This is a genomic window from Paenibacillus sp. FSL R5-192 (assembly GCF_000517845.1).
Taxonomy (GTDB): Bacteria; Bacillota; Bacilli; order Paenibacillales; family Paenibacillaceae; genus Paenibacillus; species Paenibacillus amylolyticus.
On the sequence record NZ_ASPR01000014.1, the window covers coordinates 192,040 to 210,340 of the forward strand.

At 46.9% G+C, this 18,301-nt stretch carries 14 protein-coding genes; 12 read left to right on the forward strand and 2 right to left on the reverse strand.

What is annotated here, in order from left to right:
• Positions 1 to 56 precede the first annotated feature (56 nt).
• From C161_RS09300 to C161_RS09315, 4 genes are all read left to right on the forward strand, one after another.
• Positions 57 to 1,064 carry a globin-coupled sensor protein gene (locus C161_RS09300; RefSeq protein WP_036669849.1) on the forward strand — a complete coding sequence of 336 codons (1,008 nt, stop codon included), beginning with the start codon at positions 57 to 59 and terminating at the stop codon, positions 1,062 to 1,064.
• A 129-nt stretch (positions 1,065 to 1,193) separates the two neighbouring features.
• A complete protein-coding gene (locus C161_RS09305; RefSeq protein WP_017689571.1) occupies positions 1,194 to 2,198 on the forward strand; it encodes a LacI family DNA-binding transcriptional regulator in 1,005 nt (334 codons plus the stop codon).
• A gap of 273 nt (positions 2,199 to 2,471) precedes the next feature.
• Positions 2,472 to 5,294 (forward strand): endo-1,4-beta-xylanase, encoded by a 2,823-nt coding sequence (locus C161_RS09310; protein WP_036669851.1) that lies wholly within the window; start codon positions 2,472 to 2,474, stop codon positions 5,292 to 5,294.
• Positions 5,295 to 5,560: 266 nt separating this feature from the next.
• A complete protein-coding gene (locus tag C161_RS09315; RefSeq protein WP_036669854.1) occupies positions 5,561 to 8,041 on the forward strand; it encodes an EAL domain-containing protein in 2,481 nt (826 codons plus the stop codon).
• 139 nt (positions 8,042 to 8,180) lie between these two features.
• Here C161_RS09315 and C161_RS09320 read toward each other — a convergent pair whose 3' ends face one another.
• A complete protein-coding gene (locus C161_RS09320) occupies positions 8,181 to 9,617 on the reverse strand; it encodes a SpoVR family protein (RefSeq protein ID WP_036669855.1) in 1,437 nt (478 codons plus the stop codon).
• Positions 9,614 to 10,783: a sporulation protein YhbH gene (gene yhbH, locus C161_RS09325; protein WP_036609998.1), complete on the reverse strand. Its 1,170-nt coding sequence runs from the start codon at positions 10,781 to 10,783 to the stop codon at positions 9,614 to 9,616. The genes C161_RS09320 and yhbH overlap by 4 nt, the downstream gene beginning before the upstream one ends.
• A gap of 254 nt (positions 10,784 to 11,037) precedes the next feature.
• Here yhbH and C161_RS09330 point away from each other — a divergent pair, with 254 nt between their 5' ends.
• The 8 genes from C161_RS09330 to C161_RS09355 all read left to right on the forward strand — a co-directional run bounded on the left by C161_RS09330 (position 11,038) and on the right by C161_RS09355 (position 18,253).
• Positions 11,038 to 12,372: an MFS transporter gene (locus C161_RS09330; protein ID WP_036669857.1), complete on the forward strand. Its 1,335-nt coding sequence runs from the start codon at positions 11,038 to 11,040 to the stop codon at positions 12,370 to 12,372.
• 424 nt (positions 12,373 to 12,796) lie between these two features.
• On the forward strand, positions 12,797 to 14,065 hold the full coding sequence (locus C161_RS09335) for a sulfotransferase family protein (RefSeq protein ID WP_036669860.1): 1,269 nt from the start codon (positions 12,797 to 12,799) through the stop codon (positions 14,063 to 14,065).
• Positions 14,062 to 15,993, forward strand: coding sequence for an asparagine synthase-related protein (locus C161_RS09340; RefSeq protein WP_036609989.1), 1,932 nt, complete (start codon positions 14,062 to 14,064; stop codon positions 15,991 to 15,993). Before C161_RS09335 ends, C161_RS09340 begins: the two co-directional genes overlap by 4 nt.
• A gap of 65 nt (positions 15,994 to 16,058) precedes the next feature.
• Entirely contained in the window at positions 16,059 to 16,193 is a 135-nt protein-coding gene (locus tag C161_RS32315) for a paeninodin family lasso peptide (protein WP_179088635.1), read from the forward strand.
• A gap of 53 nt (positions 16,194 to 16,246) precedes the next feature.
• Positions 16,247 to 16,384: a paeninodin family lasso peptide gene (locus C161_RS32320; protein ID WP_174806426.1), complete on the forward strand. Its 138-nt coding sequence runs from the start codon at positions 16,247 to 16,249 to the stop codon at positions 16,382 to 16,384.
• A gap of 138 nt (positions 16,385 to 16,522) precedes the next feature.
• Positions 16,523 to 17,470, forward strand: coding sequence for a hypothetical protein (locus C161_RS09345; RefSeq protein ID WP_036669862.1), 948 nt, complete (start codon positions 16,523 to 16,525; stop codon positions 17,468 to 17,470).
• A complete protein-coding gene (locus C161_RS09350) occupies positions 17,467 to 17,766 on the forward strand; it encodes a lasso peptide biosynthesis PqqD family chaperone (RefSeq protein ID WP_036669864.1) in 300 nt (99 codons plus the stop codon). The genes C161_RS09345 and C161_RS09350 overlap by 4 nt, the downstream gene beginning before the upstream one ends.
• A 4-nt stretch (positions 17,767 to 17,770) precedes the next feature.
• Complete coding sequence (locus C161_RS09355; RefSeq protein ID WP_017689559.1) at positions 17,771 to 18,253, forward strand: lasso peptide biosynthesis B2 protein; 483 nt, start codon at positions 17,771 to 17,773, stop codon at positions 18,251 to 18,253.
• Positions 18,254 to 18,301 lie beyond the last annotated feature (48 nt).

Genomic DNA, 18,301 nt, shown 5'->3' on the forward strand with positions numbered 1-18,301 from the left:
ATATATTTACAATTTAAAGTAATTTAGTGTTTATTAAGGAGCTGACTGAACCAGATATGAGCAGTATTTCCGCAACAAGACAGAAGCAACTTGATTACATGGGATTAACCGCAGGGGATCTAAAACTGCTTGCCGATCATCGGCCTGTTTTTAAAAAAGTCGTTAATGAAGTGGTGGATCATTTCTACAATCATGTGGGGAATTATCCTGAATTGGTAGATCTGATCGCTCGATTCTCTACCATTGATCGTCTAAAAGAAACACAGAAGATGTACTGGTTATCAATGACGGATGGAATCGTGGATGACGCATATATTGAGCAACGGATTGCGATTGGACTTGTGCATTCACGGATTGGTCTGTCTGAAGATTATTATCTGGGTACCTATATGGTCTACCTGGATATTGCAACGAGCATATTCCAACAGGTTATCCCTGATTCCTGGCATCTTGTCATTCAGGCGCTCAGCAAAATGTTTAATCTGGATTCACAGCTTGTCCTTGAAGCCTATGAGAAGAAAGAAAAAGAAAAGTTACATCAGCTTGCCGATGACCAACAACATACATTACAGGCAATTACGCAGATTACCCAAGAGCTTACAGGCATGATTAGTGAATTAAATGAAAGTGCAATGGCTATATCGAATGTTGCCAAAGAAACAGCGGCTTCTCAGGATCAGGCTCAGGTTATGCTTACCGAATTAACAGGAGAGATCCAGCAGATCGGAAAAATGGGTGAACTCATTCGCGAGATATCGGATCAGAGTCATCTTGTCGGCCTGAATGCAGCGATTGAAGCTGCTCATGCAGGAGAGTTTGGACGTGGCTTCGAAGTAGTTGCCAGTGAGGTGCGCAAGCTTGCAGCCAGTTCCCGGGATGCACAGGGTAAGATTCAGTCTAATCTGGAGAAGATCATGAAGAAACTGAGCAGTGTGCAACAGGAGTCGGATCATACGTCTCGCGGAGCACGTAGCCAAGCTTCACGCTCGGCTGAACTCGCTGTATTTGCAACAACAATGGAGAAACTGTCTCTGGATTTGAAGAATCTGGAACAGCAGGAATAGAGCTTAAAAGCATTAGGAACCTTCCATACCGTTTCAGGCTGTTTTAAGCTATAATGGGTAGACAAACCTGCCGATGTTATAGAAAATGCAGCCGGAGACAGGGGATTCGAAAGAGGTTGAGGTGATCAGATGGCTTCTATCCATGATGTAGCCAAGGAAGCGGGAGTATCTGTTGCAACCGTTTCCAAAGTGATAAACGATTATCCTGATGTAAGTGAAAAAACACGCAAAAAAGTCAATATAGCCATCGAATTATTGAAATATCAACCCAATGTGGTCGCACGTGGACTTGTCAAACGCCGTTCATGGACGGTGGGAGTACTGTTAACAGTTCCGTTTACGAACCCTTTTGTGTCGGAGTTGCTGGAAGGGATCAAGACAGCGCTGGAGAACAGTGGATATGACCTGGTCCGGTTGTCTACTCGATTCGATGATCCGGCGTACTCGTTCATCAAACATTGCCGCAGTCGTAATGTGGATGGCGTTGTGGTATTCGGGGAAGGCAGAGAAAACGCGAGTATTCAGGAACTGGTGGATGCAGAGATTCCAACGATGTTTGTTGATACGGACATGTTGGGCAAACGTGCCGGTTACATTACTACGGATAACGCGAACGGGATCTCGATGGGTGTCAAACATCTGCATGAGCTTGGGCACCGCAAAATTGCCTATATCTCAGGGACACTTGGACCTGCTGTAGCCAATCTGCGATTGGAAGGATATCGGGAAGGGCTGCGAGAATGCGGCATCCCGTATTCTACGGTATATCTGGAGATCTGCGATTATTCCTTCGACGGGGGAAGCAAGGCTGCCCGACGATTGCTGGCACTTCAGGATCAACCAACGGGAATTGTCTGTGCATCAGACATGTCTGCCTTTGGTGCGATTCATGAAATTGAAAAGCATGGACTGAGTGTACCAGAAGATATCTCGGTTGTCGGGTTCGATAACACGTATTATGCTGAGGTATTCAAACCGGGGTTGACCACGGTGAATCAGAATATCTATTCCATTGGCATTAAGTCCATCGAATATCTGATTGCCATGATTGAGAATCCATCTTATTCTCCCCCTGTGGTGACGGAACCTTCCAATCTGGTCATCCGTCAGACGACAGCACCTTTAAAAGCTTAGAAACGCAAATAGTAAAGATGTTTACACGAAGCACAGCTAATAAGCTGTGCTTTTTGTCTTTATACATCTCATTTGGAAACATATGGTTTATGGAGTGGTGCAAGTCCTATAGTTTAACGGGTAAACAAAGTTTACTGGCAATCGTATAATGAAAGTGCTTACAATTTTCTGTCCATTTGCATCTATCCATCCTGTATAACGATCTTGTAAAGGGCTGGCACATGGCAGAGCAAAGGTTATTCTTCACAAACAACGAACCAAGGAGGAGATCGGATGCATTTGAGAAAATGGTGGAGCTTGTGCTTGTCGGCTGTATTGATCTTCAGTTTGTTCCCAAGTGTGGGAACAGGAGGGACACGTGCTTCGGCAGCGGACGTTAAGACTGGCGATGATGAAGTACTGTTCAAGGCTGATTTTGAAGATGGTGTGTTGGGACAATGGCGTCCACGTGCAAGTGAAAAGCTTGATATCGTAACGCAAGTAGGTCATGACAGTACACGCAGCCTGAGAACCTCTTCACGTACCGAAACGTTCCATGGACCCTTAGTTGAAGTGCTGGATCATGTACAGAAGGGCAGCACAGTTCATATTTCATTTTGGGCCATGTACGATGAAGGGCCGGACAGTCAGGTCCTTAACGGTGCACTCGAGAAAGAATACAATAAAGACGCTTCGAGTCTTGAATATGCTACCTTTGCCTCCGCTACCTTGAACAAAGGACAGTGGAAAAAAGTCGAGGCCGATGTGGTGATTCCCGAAGAAAATAGTGGCATCACCGGATTCCGCATGTATGTGGAGACACCATGGAAGACGTCAGCGGAAGTGACGCCGGCAGATACGATTTCATTTTACGTGGATGATGTTCTGATTACGGCTGCTCAGAAAATTGAAATTGAGAAGGATATTCCGAATCTGGTCGATATCGTGGGACAAAATTACGCAATGGGAGCTGCCATCAACCAGTCTGCACTAGACGCGGAAAACCAGCATTCCCAGTTGTTGACGAAACACTTTAATAGTATTACAGCGGACAATTTTATGAAAATGGATGCGATGCAGCCTAAGGAAGGAGAGTTTGTCTGGTCAGAGACAGATCGCCTGGTGAAGTTTGCCGAAGCAAATGACATGGAAATCAGAGGTCATACGCTGTTATGGCATAGTCAGGTGCCGAATTGGTTCTTTACAGATCCGAATGATGCATCGAAACCTGCCACGCGGGAACAGTTGCTTGCGCGGATGAAAACCCATATTCAAACCATCGTGACCCGGTACAAAGGAAAGGTTCATACATGGGATGTCGTCAATGAAGTCATCTCAGACGGAGGCGGCTTGCGGAATGAGGCCAGTAATTCCAAGTGGAGAGATATTATTGGGGATGTAGATGGCGACGGAGATGACAGTGATTACATTGAGCTGGCTTTCCGTTATGCACGTGAGGCTGACCCCGATGCTGTACTGGTGATTAATGACTATGGAATGGAGGGCAATGGAAACAAGGTGAATGATATGGTGAAGCTTGTAGAGAAGCTGCTTGCCAAAGGAACACCGATTGATGCAGTTGGATTCCAGATGCATGTATCCATGTACGGACCGGATGTAAAGCTCATTCGTGAGGCTTTTGAGAAAGTGATCGCTCTTGGTGTAAATGTACAGGTTACAGAGCTGGACGTTTCGATCTATTCGAGTAATTCTGAACTGGAGATGCCTGTCACAGATGAATTAATGCTGCAACAAGCTTACCGTTATCGTGAACTGTTCGACCTGTTCGACGAATTGGGAAAACGCGGCGTAATGGACAGTGTTACAGTCTGGGGACTTGCGGATGATGGTACATGGCTTGACAATCATCCAGTCAAAGGACGCAAAGATGCACCATTGTTATTTGATCGTAAATTAAAAGCAAAGCCGGCATTTTGGGCACTGGTGGACCCTACGACTCTTCCGATCTATCGCAATGAATGGACAGCATTGAAGGCCAGCCCTTCTTTCCCGAATCACAAAGGACAGGAAGATATTCTTTGGGGTGCTGTGAAAGGACTCGAAATTAATCATCTGGCAGATGGTTCATCTGCGGTTACGGGTGAGGCTCGTATGATGTGGGATGCCAAAAAGGTGAATTTACGAGTGGAAGTGAAGGATACCACACATCGCAAAGGGGATCAGGTGCAGGTTTTCCTCGCGGAAGAAGTCAAGGGGACAGGCGCTGCAACTTCTGAAGCTGATCTGTCTGCCAAGAAGAAAAATCCGCCGTCTGCAAATGGTCAATATACATTTAAACGGGATGGCGGTAAAGGCAAAGATAAAAATACTTACAACGTACAGGAGACAAAAACCGGGTATGTTGTATACGCATCACTGCCTATGTCAGCTGCTTTACTTACCGAAGGCCAGGTCTTGTCTCTGGATTTTCGGATTACGGATGAACATGCTGCTGGAAAGACAGCGACCATTGTTTGGAATGATATTTCCAATCAACAGCCCGACAAACCAGCCAACCGGGGCAAACTGAAGCTCGGTGCTGTCTTGAAACAAACCAAGGTCACTTATGGCAAACCTGTCATTGATGCAAAAAAGGATAACGTCTGGAAAAAGGCTGCATCTGTTAAAACGGATGTCTGGGTGGTCGGAAACGCCGGTGCAACGGCGACTGCACAGCTGTTATGGGATGAGAAATACCTGTATGTATTAGCAGATGTGAAAGATCCTTTGCGAAGCAAATTAAGTTCTAATGCACATGAGCAGGATTCAATCGAGATTTTTATCGACCCGAGCAAAGATCAGACAACATTCTATCAGGAGGATGACGCCCAGTACCGGGTCAATTTTGATAATGAGGCTTCTTTTGGTGGAAATGCACGGAAAGAAAGTTTCAAATCAGCTACCCGATTAACAAGCGGAGGGTATACAGTTGAAGTGGCAATCCCACTAGACAGCGTTCGTGCTGAAGGGCAACGATGGATTGGGTTTGATCTTCAAGTTAATGATGATGGCGCGGGAGATGGCAAGCGAAGCAGTGTGTCCATCTGGAGTGATTCATCAGGTAATTCTTATCAAGATACTTCCGGTTTTGGCAGTCTGTTACTGACTCGTAAATAGAATATTTAGTTGTGAATTAGAATATGAGAATGTTAGTTATTCAACATTGTATATCTGGAAATAAGTGTTGATTTTAAAGGCTGGGACGTTTAGACTATATACATTCATATAAACGGGTTCCAATGTATGACAACGGCTTCAACTAAGTCTGTTGTCACGAGTCAAATGATGCGGAGGGAGTGCCTGTCATCCAGACAGCGCACTCGCTTCTTTTTTACATTTTTGCATACATACAAGGCATTTTCCCGGTTGAAAGGACAGAGTGAGTGGAGCACCTACATGGCACGTACAACTTAGAACTTGTTATTTTATCCTATATTATTGCATCGTTAGCTTCATACGCTGCCCTTGACCTTGCAGGCCGTGTAAGTCAGGCTAGCGGGATGGCGCGGAATGTATGGCTTACCTGCGGTGCAGTCTCGATGGGGCTGGGAATCTGGTCCATGCATTTCGTAGGTATGCTGGCTTTTGTTCTGCCTACGCAAGTCTCCTATTCCACCGGTAAGGTTGTTTTATCTGTTCTACTTGCTATTGTCGCATCGGGGGTGGCCTTGAACATTGCGGGTAGACAATCGGGCAGGATAAGCAAGCTCATGATTGCTGGAGTACTGATGACGGCAGGGATCAGCTCGATGCATTATGTGGGAATGGCAGCGATGTCAATTCCGGTTACGTATGAACCAGGCAGAGTGGTGTTATCTATTCTGATTGCAGCGCTTGCTTCATTTGCGGCATTGTGGCTCATGTTTTTCTTCCGTTATCATCAATCAAGACATACCTGGGTTTACAAGATGGGCAGCGGTCTCATTATGGGTATTGGAATCTCTGGCATGCATTATACTGGGATGTCAGCCGCACATTTCCATCATTCACATGGCTTGAAGGTAAGTTCAGGTATGCAGATTGAGCCAGGTATTCTCGCCTACTTGATCGCATCGGGCACATTTATTGCTTTGGGCTTGACGTTGTTTGGCATATTTATCAATCAGCGAATGTCACAGAAAGATCGACGGATTCATGAGAATGAGCAATGGTATCAGGCCCTGTATCATAACCATTCGGATGCTATTATTTCAGTGAACAAGGAAGGTATTGTTAAAGGGATTAATGCTGCTGTAACAACAATCACTGGATATCCTGAAAAAGAGGTCATGGATCGTTCCATTGATGAGATCGCTCAGCAAATCGATATAGAGTGGATAAGTGAATTTGATTCCATCGATTGGGATGATCATGGGCTGGAGCAGGCGCACTACATGGCCAAAATGAGAGATGTGCAGGGTGAACTTCTGGACCTTAGTATTGTTGTAGTTCCTGTTGTCATTGATGGCAGACATGTGGGAAGTCACATTTTGATCAAAGACGTAACGGAGGAGAAACAGGCTCAGGAGAAGATTCGTCACCAAGCTTTGCATGATCCGTTGACGGGGCTGCCCAATCGGCGCAAGTTGGATGATGTGCTGGCTTGTACGATTAACGATTCAGCAGAAAAAGGGAACTCTTTTGCCGTTATGGTGATGGATATAGATCGTTTCAAGATGATTAATGACTCGCTGGGACATTCCATTGGAGATGTATTTCTAAGAGAAGTGAGCAACCGGATCATGAAAGCCATAGAAGCTTCTGATCCCTTGGCTATGGAGAATGTCATGCTGGCCCGGATGGGCGGGGACGAGTTCACACTCGTTGTGACCCAGGGTCAAGCGACAGAAGTAAGAGTGGCAGAACTTGCAAAACAGATTGTTGAAGCCATTCAGTTACCTTATCGACTGAAGGAGAATGACTTTTACGTAACCGCCAGCATTGGAATTGCGATGTATCCGGATCATGGAGTGGGCGTGGATGCTTTGCTGAAACATGCGGATTCCGCCATGTATGAAGTGAAGAAAAACGGAAAAAATGGTTTCCAATTCTACACGGCCCAACTGGATTCGGAACTATATGAACGCATTGAGCTGGAGGGTTATCTTCGTAAAGCGTTGGAACGCGATGAGATGGTCCTGTACTATCAACCACAGATTCGTACCGAGGATAGCCGCATGATTGGTGTGGAGGCTCTCATACGTTGGAACCATCCACTCAAAGGTCTGCTCGCACCCAATGTGTTTATCCCGCTTGCAGAAGAGACAGGCATGATCTATGAGATTGGCAATTGGACGCTGCGGGAAGCATGCAGGCAGATGAAACTCTGGCATGCCAGTGGGGGACCACTCATTCCGGTATCGGTTAACTTGTCCAGCCAGCAGTTCCACCAATCCAACTTGGTAGAACAGGTCAAGAATGCACTCTTGGAGACAGGGCTGGATGCTCGATATCTGGAGTTGGAAATAACAGAGAGCATGATGATGGATGCAGCCGTATCCACGGCGATTCTTAATGAACTGACAGCACTGGGTGTCAAGATCAGCCTGGATGATTTCGGTACGGGATACAGTTCACTGAGTTATCTGAAGCATTTCCCGATTCACAAGCTTAAGATTGATCGTTCGTTTGTGACGGACATTACAGAGAGTCACAGCGATCAAGCCATTGTGGCGACCATTATATCGATGGCACAGAATCTCAAGATGGAAGTGATTGCGGAAGGCATTGAGACGAAAGGCCAACTGGATATTCTGATGCAGAATGATTGCCGGGAAATTCAGGGCTATTATTTCAGTCGCCCACTGCCAGCAAGTGAAGTGGAGCATGATTTTTTTGTGCCGCTGCGATTACAGGGTAATGGTACACCACCGGCACCATCCTAATTTTATGTATGCCAAGCGGCAAGTCCCCGTTTATGTCGGGAACTTGCCGCTTTTTTATGTCTTATCTTTTATTAATCATTAAACTCACCCATGATAAGAGCATTTATATTTTCGTTTCCTATAATGATAATCGAAAACCTTACATAAACTTGCGGTGGTGTTTCTTGCCATCATACGTAAACCAGATCGGTTTATCCTCGACACGTGTCTCGACATGTACGGTACGTCCCCAGAGGCGATACAGATAAGGCAGGGTGCGTTCCATATATTTCAAATCCAGCTCGATGCCTTCATATTGATGTTTCAGCACGAGTTCCCCTGTCCGCAGATAATCAGCATCTTGCACGACCAAGTAAGGGGAGCCCCCGTTAACACGTGAAAATACGAGCTGATCCCGTATGTTCTCCCAGGACTTGTCGGTGATTTTCCAGTCCGGGCCTTTTTTCTCAAATACGTAGAGGTCCAGATCCTCGGTTAATTGCTTGGTCATGTAATTGCGGATAAAGGAGGTATCGGAATCGAATTCACGCACCTCGAACATTTTGGCACGACCTTGCCCTGGTTTGCGGCCCCAACGTTCCTGTTCTTCACGGGTTGGGTTATCCCAGCGCCGTTCAATATCCTCGAAAATCTTCAGTCCCAAATAATACGGATTCAGACTTTGTTTAGATGGCTGCACCACGGAGGAGTTGAGTTTGGCAAATTCGATCGTATCCTCACTGTTCAGATCAAGCTCACGGATAATGCGTTGATGCCAGTAGGATGCCCAGCCTTCGTTCATGATTTTGGTTTCCATCTGTGGCCAGAAATATAACATCTCCTCACGCATCATACTCATGATATCCCGCTGCCAGTCGGTCAACACTTCGGAGAATTCCTGAATAAACCACATGACATCCTTCTCTGGTTCAGGCGGAAAGTGATGGACCTGAATACCTTCGGCGGGTGCTTCTTCAATCTGCACGTCATCAAGTGACCATAGATCATCATAGCGGCCTTCTGGCCGCGGTTTTTTCTCACCGCGTTGCTCCCGCATTTTCATCTCCATGTAGCGTTGTTTGTCCAAATGGCGGGGTTTAATCAGCTGTGGGTCCACATGTTCCTGAATTGCGATCACGGCATCGATAAATGCTTCAACCGCTTCCGTTCCGTATTCCATCTCATAATTGCTGATCCGATCCGCCGTAGCGGCCATGCTTTCGACCATATTACGGTTGGATTTGGAGAAGCGGGCATTGTTTTTGAAAAAATCGCAGTGTGCCAATACGTGGGCTACGATCAATTTGTTCTGAATCAGGGAATTTCCATCCAGCAAGAAGGCATAACAAGGGTTGGAGTTGATGACAAGCTCATAAATTTTGCTGAGTCCAAAATCGTATTGCATTTTCATCTTATGAAATGTTTTGCCAAAGCTCCAGTGGCTGAATCTGGTCGGCATGCCGTAGGCTCCAAATGTATAAATAATATCCGATGGGCAGATTTCGTACCGCATGGGGTAATAATCCAGGCCAAAACCATTGGCAATCTCCATAATCTCGGCAATAGCGTATTCTAGGTCGCGGATCTCATCTGTCATCTAACGCTGCCTCCTTCCCGTTTCTGGAAAAAGCTGCGCAAAGCTTTGTACACTTCGCCTTTTTCTTTGATCACATAATACATGAACTGATCCATCTTGATATGACGATAAGCCGACATCAGTGTGCTGCTGCGGTTGTACTGATTCACTTCACCGTATCCAAACATATTGCTACGCTTCATTAACTCACCGATCAGCTTCACACACCGTTCGTTATCCGAGGTCAGATTATCCCCGTCAGAGAAGTGGAAAGGGTAGATGTTGTAGCTGGAAGGTGGATACCTACTGTCAATAATATCCAGCGCCTTCATATATACAGAGGAGCAGATGGTGCCTCCGCTCTCGCCACGGGTAAAGAACTCTTCTTCGGTTACTTCCTTGGCTTCCGTATGATGGGCGAGGAAAACAATCTCAACTTTCTCATACTGACGGCGTAGAAAACGGGTCATCCAGAAGAAAAAGCTGCGCGCGCAGTATTTCTCAAACGAACCCATGGACCCGGATGTATCCATCATGGCAATAATAACGGCATTGGATTGTGGAATGATTTTGTCTTCCCATGTCTTGTAGCGCAGGTCATCCGGACTGATGTGATGGATGCCTGGCGTACCGGTCGTTGCATTGCGACGCAGATTCTCCAGAATGGTACGTTTCTTGTCAATATTGGACTGCATGCCTTTTTTGCGAATATCGTTGAAAACTACCGTATGTGTCTCAATCAGGTCTTTGTCTTTCTGCTTCAGATCGGGTAATTCCAGCTCAGCGAAGAGCATATCTTCCAATTCCTCAATACTAACTTCGGCTTCCACGATATCATGACCAGGCTGATCGCCAGCTTTTTCGCCTTTGCCGGGTTTCTGCGAAGCAGAGGGATCACGACCGATGACGTCTCCGACCTGACTGTCACCGTCTCCTTGACCGACATGTTTTTGCTTCTGGTAGTTATACACAAAACGGTACTCATCCAGACTGCGGATTGGTACCTTGATGATTTGTTTTCCATCAGACATGATGATGTTTTCTTCCGTAATCAGATCAGGCAGATTCTGCTTGATGACATCTTTCACCTTTTGCTGATGGCGCTGTTGGTCCTGGTACCCTTTGCGGTGAAGCGACCAATCTTCCTTCGACACGACGAACGAGTAAGGCTGGTGTGAATTTGACATGTAGGCACCCCCCATTGATTACGCGGCACAGTTTGGCCTGTCGGTAATTAAGTATATTCACGGGCGAGGACGATATGTGATGAGAGTGGATATAAAATGATACAATTACGCAAGTTCACCTCAGAGGTAAGGTGAGTCGTAAGAACAGAACTGCACCATTTTTTACAGAAACAGTGAACAAGTGTGATATCCTTCCTATACAATAGGAGAAAGACATCAATCATTTAATAGATACATGTAAAGGAAGGATTTATGTGAATAAAAAGGCGATCAAGGCTTGGATTATGTATGATTGGGCCAACTCGGCTTACGCAACAACAGTACTGGCCGCAGTATTGCCCGTATTCTATGCTTCGGTGGCTGCAGCAACGCTGGATACGGATACCGCCGCCTCCTACCTGGCCTATACACACTCCATTGGCATGTTGTGCGTAGCTCTGCTAACACCGTTGCTAGGCACGCTAGCTGATTTGTCAGGACGGAAGGGCGACTTCCTGCGTGTATTTGCAATTATAGGCGTCCTTGCTACATTGGGATTCAGCACAATCGGTGAAGGGGACTGGTTCCTTGCTTCCGCATTGCTGATCATATCTACAATTGGTTTTGCGGGTGGTAACACCTTTTACGATGCAATGCTGCCGGATCTGGTACCCGTGGAACGAAGGGACATGATATCCTCCAAAGGTTATGCCTATGGTTATATTGGAGGAGGTTTGCTGCTTGCGGTGAACCTGCTGATGATTCAGCAACCGGGCTGGTTCGGGATGAGCAGTACACTGGCAGGAACAAGACTTGCTTTCATCTCCGTCTCGTTGTGGTGGCTGCTGTTCTCGATACCGATCTTTCGCCATGCTCCGAGACGGCCTGCATCACCGGATCTGCCCGGAACGTGGACAGGGTACGTTGCGGTGGGCGTACGCAGACTGCGGCAAACCTTTCGTCAGATGCGGCGTTTTCCCCAGTTAATCCGCATGTTAGTGGCTTTCTGGTTTTTTAATGACGGCATTAATACCATCATTCTAATGGCTACGATCTATGGGACAAGTATAGGCATAGGCACAGCCGACCTGATGCTCGCGCTACTGTTAACCCAGTTCATCGGGTTCCCGTGTACATTGTTACTGGGAGCATGGGCACAGCGTTGGGGAGCAAAGCAGGTATTAATCGTTAGCTTATCGGTCTACATATGTATTGTGATTCTCGGTTATTTCATGACACAAGCGATCCACTTCTATGTGCTCGCCGGGCTGGTTGGTGTCGTGCAGGGTGTGAGTCAATCCACAGCGCGTTCCCTGTTTAGCAATCTGATGCCAGCAGGCAGAACAGGAGAGTATTTTGGTTTTGTGAATATTACAGGCAAATTCTCTTCGATCTTTGGTCCATTTGTGTTTGGTTATGTTGGGCAGATCACGGGTTCCACACGTTGGGGTATTCTGTCGCTCATCTTCTTTTTCGTCGCGGGCATTGCTGTATTGTTAACCGTGAAGGTACAGAAGGGGTTGCAGGATGCTACACGGGCAGATCAGGAAGAAGAGCGAAATGGGAGCGTTGGAGCTACTGGGAAAAGTTCAGATGTAAGATTTACCTGATGGTTGTTCACCCGTTTTCATATTAAGTTTCTCAACGGATTACGTATGGCTTCAGGCCTTGTTCCTCACAGAACATGTCTGGAGCTTATTCGCGTTTGTGCAATCAGAACATAATTGATCCATGAATAAGTGCTTAAATGACAGACAGCAGAATACAGTGAAAGAGTATCAATTTATGAAAAGGTGAAAATAAAAGATTGACATGATACATTTTGTATCATAGAGTAAAACTATAAATACATATTGTATCCGAGAGTTGTCGAATGTAATCATGTGTTTTGCTTCATTCCCGGGTGAACTTCCGACGGAATATTGCAAAATGCTGACCTATAGCGTGCATATTACTCGTTTTGCCAAACACAAAGGTAGAGTCTGGTCTATCCCAGCTACACATTTATACTAATGAACAGAGGAGAGGCTGCCATTGATCGATGCTCAAGGTAACGGACTTGTTTTCTTACTATGTGTTCCCCGCAGTGGTAGTTCCTTATCCACCGTAATGCTGCAAAATCATAGTCGTATATTTGCCACCCAGGAAATGTGGTTTCTGATGAATCTTGTCGATTTACCCAAGGCTGATTCACGTGCTTACGGTGGCAGCTCCATCATGCGCCAGTTCTACAATGCCATGGTATCTGAGGATGTCTTCGAGAAGGCGTGCAGAAGTTTTGCTCTTGAAATCTACAATGGATTCCTGGAGGGGAGCGGAGCAGACTTCGTCGTTGATAAATCTCCGCGTTATTATTACATGCTGGAATGGCTGGATCGTCTGTTCCCACAGTCCAAGCGCATTCATCTCCAGCGTAATCCTCTGGCCGTAGCTGCATCATTCAAAAAGGTAAACCGCCACACAGGAGAAGGATTCGACCTGATTCATAGTCTGCAGAGCCCCAAATTAAATATGAAATCCGTAGATCTCACACTTGGGATGCTCCGCTTGAATGATTATTTTGCCAAACCCCATTCCAATGCGTATGAATTGCAATATGAACGATTGGTTTCCAATCCTCAGGAAGAACTTGAGAAACTATGCGCGTTTCTGGGAATTCGATATGAACAGGGAATGGAGCAGTATGGACAGTTTCTGGACAGTGCCAAGTCTGACATGTTCTACAGTATGGGCGTGGGTGATCCTTTCCTCTCTTCGCATCAAGAGGCACATCAGGGTTCTGTTAACAACTGGAAAAACATATTAGAACCACATGAAGTTGAACTGTATTGCCGTGTGATGGGGGCAGATCTGTTCCACCAGATGGGATACAGTGAACAGCTCGCAGAAGCCGAACAATGGACGGGTGTACATTATGATGCAAGTCCGGATCAAGAGGTCATTGACCGAATCACGCATCAGTTGACAGCAGCGACCGGTTGCCAGTGGCAACCACAATACCGAATGCAACCGGCAGATTCTGTCGTTCATGATCCGGTTGGGAATCTTAATGACCCAGTTGTCGAAGAACCGGAAAAGACAGACCCGACGCTAGCTGCACTGGTAACGATCAGACAGCTGCAAGCCGCATTACGTGCAGCAGATCATCGTCTGGAACGGGGTTACAGTGAGCGAGAACGCTTGAAAGACCAGCTGGCTTCTGCTCAAAGCAAAATACAGCGTATCAAATCATGGGTACCATTTGGTCATCAGATCAGCGCATGGGCTTCACAGCGCAAGATTCTACGGGGAGGCAAGTCATGAGCGCCATAGCAGGAATTGTTCACAACGATGGTCAGCAGGCGCTATGGGAAGACAGCTGGCGTCTGTACGCAAGCCTGGGGCATGTCCCTGCGGATACAACAGGAGTGTGGAAAGGCAATGAGGCGTTCCTCAGCTGTCATGCCCAATGGATTACACCGGAATCGGTTAGCGAGAAGTTGCCTTTATATGATGAGGAAAGTGGTCTGACCATCACGGCAGATGCCATTCTGGATAACCGGGAACAACTGGCAGATCAATTACAAATATCCAGAGCTGAACTGGCTATGTTGGCGGATAGTGAATTGATCCTGCGTGCCTATCAGCGCTGGGGAGACGATGTAGCCGTCCGATTGCTGGGGGATTTTGTATTCGCGATATGGGATGAGCGGAATCGAAAACTGTATGCAGCAAGAGATATTACAGGCATGAGAGCTTTTTATTACCGACATGATGGTTCACGTTTTGCTTTCTGCACACTGATGAATCCGTTGCTCGGGCTTGAAGGGGTACATAAAGAACTTGATGAGACCTGGCTGTCCGAATTCCTTGCCATTCCTGACATGCATGATTCAGCAGATATCAATTCAACTGTATATCGGGGAATAAGCCAGCTGCCTTCTGCACATACACTTGTCTTCCGGGATGGGAGACTGGAGCTGAAGCAATATCATCGCTGGAATGAAGTGGAACCTCTAAGGCTTAAATCCGATGGCGAGTATGTAGAAGCGTTTAGGGAGGTCTTTGGGCAGGCGGTTGGATCACGATTGCGAACGCACAGACAGGTGGCTGCTGCATTAAGTGGCGGACTGGACTCGGGAGCCGTGGTTGGTTTTGCTTCCGGAACACTGAGAAGTCAGGGCAAACGGCTGCAGGCCTATAGTTATGTTCCCGTACCCGATTTCACAGATTATACGTCGAAAACGTTGCTCGCAGACGAACGGCCCTTCATACGTTCCACGATTAATCATGTCGGCAATATCACAGAGAACTACCTCGATTTTGAAGGCAGAAGTCCACTCAGTGAAGTAGATACCTGGCTCGACATTATGGAAATGCCCTATAAATACTTTGAAAATTCATTCTGGATTCGCGGATTCTATGAAAAAGCGAGCCAGCAAGATGCAGGCATCCTGCTCACAGGGGCACGTGGTAATTTCACCATCTCCTGGGGACCGGCTCTGGATTATTACGCCAGTCTACTGAAAAGTGGCCGCTGGTACCGCTGGTTCCGTGAGATGCAGCAGTATAGTGAACGAACGGGCATGCCTTTCTCACGTATAGCCAAGATCACCGGGAAAAAGGCATATCCGGATTGGTTCAAGGCTCAGTCCAAAGGAGCCAGCCAGGCCGCATCCGTACAATTGATCCATCCTGACTTTGCGCAGAGAACGGGTGTACTGGAAAGACTCAAATCCATTATTGTTCTGCAGGGCGGTGCCCAGGCTGATGCACTCAAAGTCCGTGCCGAGAAATTTAATAACCTGGCCATCGCCAACAAAAATGGTGCTGTAGCTACGAAATGTTCTCTGCGTTACCGCGCTTGGGAACGTGATCCGACAAGTGATGCCAGAGTCATCCGGTTCTGTCTGTCCGTTCCGATTGAACAATATGTGAAACAAGGGACGGATCGTTCATTGATTCGCCGGGCTACTTCACCGGAGTTGCCTGACAAGGTCAGACTGAATCAACGGGTACGAGGTGTGCAGCCTGCAGATTGGTTACATCGCATCATTCCAAATTGGGATGCCTTTACGGCTGAGTTACGTGCTTTGTGTTCTGACAGCAAGGTTGCTGGCATATTAAACACGGAGCGTATCAAATCTGCCCTGGCCAACTTTCCAAGTCCGAGACCAGAGCTTGCTTCACATCCAGATCTGCGATTGATGATGCATAGTCTGATCGTCTATCGGTTCATTCGGAAATTCTGATATAGCCCGGTGAACTGTGGGCCCGGATTTTTCTTACAATTGACTCATGATAGGAGGTGAATACGATGCAAATGGAAAAAAAGGAATGGCAAGAACCAGCACTGGAAATATTGGAAGTCAACCAAACAATGGCGGGCACAGGTTACAAACATATCGACTGGGTTACGGTTCACGATGCGGATCTCTACGGAACTAGTTAGAAAGCTTTACCATATGCCATCATACTTAGAAGTGCGAAAAGGAGGTGAATACGATGCAAATGGAAAAAAAGGAATGGCAAGCACCAGCTCTTGAAGTGTTGGAAGTCAATCAAACAATGGCCGGTACTGGCTACAGACAAATTGACTGGATCACGGTTCACGATGCGGATCTGTACGATCCAACTTCCTAAGTTGTTTAGTTTTATGAAGTGTCATCATACTTAAAGGGCGGAAATGCAACAAATCCAGCTTTTCGCCTCCGCCCTTATATTGAGCAACATGAATATAAGGGCTTTTTTTACATTTTATTACGAAGGAGGCGTCGTTCATTGTTGCCTGTGCATTATGTGGCGTATGGTCTGCGCTGGTCGAGCCAAATTCGAATGCCTGAACTACAGATCGCACCCAAGGATGCGGAGACTGATTTTGATGTCGTGGATGTGCACATCGAGTCTTCAGATCTGACCCCATTGTGGGAGGATTGGGATGTAGGCAACGACAACTTTGTGGCACGAGAGGGCAGTCTTTTTTTCAAAATCGAAGATACAGGTCTGTTTCTAATGGAACAAGGAAAGCGCATTGTTGTATCCCCTCAGCCAGGAGCGGATGAGAAAAAGGTCAGATTATTCATCCTGGGCACCTGTATGGCGGTCATTATGATGCAGCGTGGCATCCTTCCATTGCATGGTAGTGCAGTGGTTATTGATGGCTGGGCTTACGCATTTGTCGGACATTCGGGAGCAGGCAAATCGACACTGTCGGCCGCACTGGCATCACGCGGATATCCGCTTCTCACCGATGATGTTGTTGCGCTGACCTGGGATGCCGGAGGAAGAGCTATCGTATCACCTGGTTACCCGCAACAGAAGTTATGGCAACCCAGTCTGGACGGCTTCGGCATGAAGGAACAGGATTATGCAACGGTTCACGCAGAGATTACGAAGTATGCGATACCTGTTCAGCACTATTTTCATGAGATGGCCGTACCACTAGGTGGAGTATTTGAACTTGCTCCACAACCGGAGGAAAACCATACATCTGTTCAACTGGTTGAAGTGGCGGGGCTAGAACGACTGCATCTGTTATGCTCGCATACGTTCCGTGGTGGACTCGTTGCAAGACAGGGGCTGGCACAGTGGTTGTTCGAGACGGCTTCAAGACTTTCAGCAAGTGTGGAGATTGGCAGATTGGTCAGAACGGGTGCTGAGTTTACAGCATTTGAGATGGTGGATCGGATCACAGATCATATACGCAAAGGAGTGCATACAGGACAATGACAGCGACTACGCCGATGAATGTGGAAGACCGGGTAACCCGGAAGGAAGGCAATCTGGTCAGTGATATGGGTAGTGAGAAAGTCATGATGAGCATTAGCTCTGGAAAATACTATAATCTCGGGAGTACCGGTGGACGAATCTGGGACCTGATCGCAGAAGAACGCACGCTGGGTGAAGTTGTTGAGGTACTTGCTGCGGAGTATGAGATTGAGCCAGATGTATGTCGTGAGCAGGTGGTGCAATTCATGGAACATCTGTCCCGTGAAGGTTTAATCGACGTTACTCGCGGAGTGTAGAATGATGTTGCGAAAAATAAAGGCTTATCTCTCGCTCCCGCGGTCGATGCGTCGACTGGTATGGGAGGCCTATATCCTCCTTGGCTGGGCACGCATACAGAAGGCTATGCCATTCGCCAAAATCGCGCCAGGGCTGGGTACGCCTATGGTAGAAACACCGATGACAGGACTCGAACGCAGCGAGGTCATCACTATACGTAATATTTCCAAAGCAATTTCGCTCGCCAGCAAATATACGTTATGGGAAAGCCGCTGCCTTGTAATGGCGATTGCCGGGATGAAGATGCTTGAGCGACGCAAGATAGAGAGTACGTTATACATGGGGACTGCACGGAATAAGCAAGGACATATGATGGCTCATGCCTGGCTGCGAAGTGGTAAATTGATCGTGACCGGAGCTGATACTATGGACCAATATACGGTTGTCGGTGTGTTTGGCAAACGGTGTCCGGAGAAGGGATCTGGGGAGATTGTCTATGATACATGAAAGTGAACTCTATTCATCAGGGTTTCCGAAGGAGCTTAAGCTGATTTT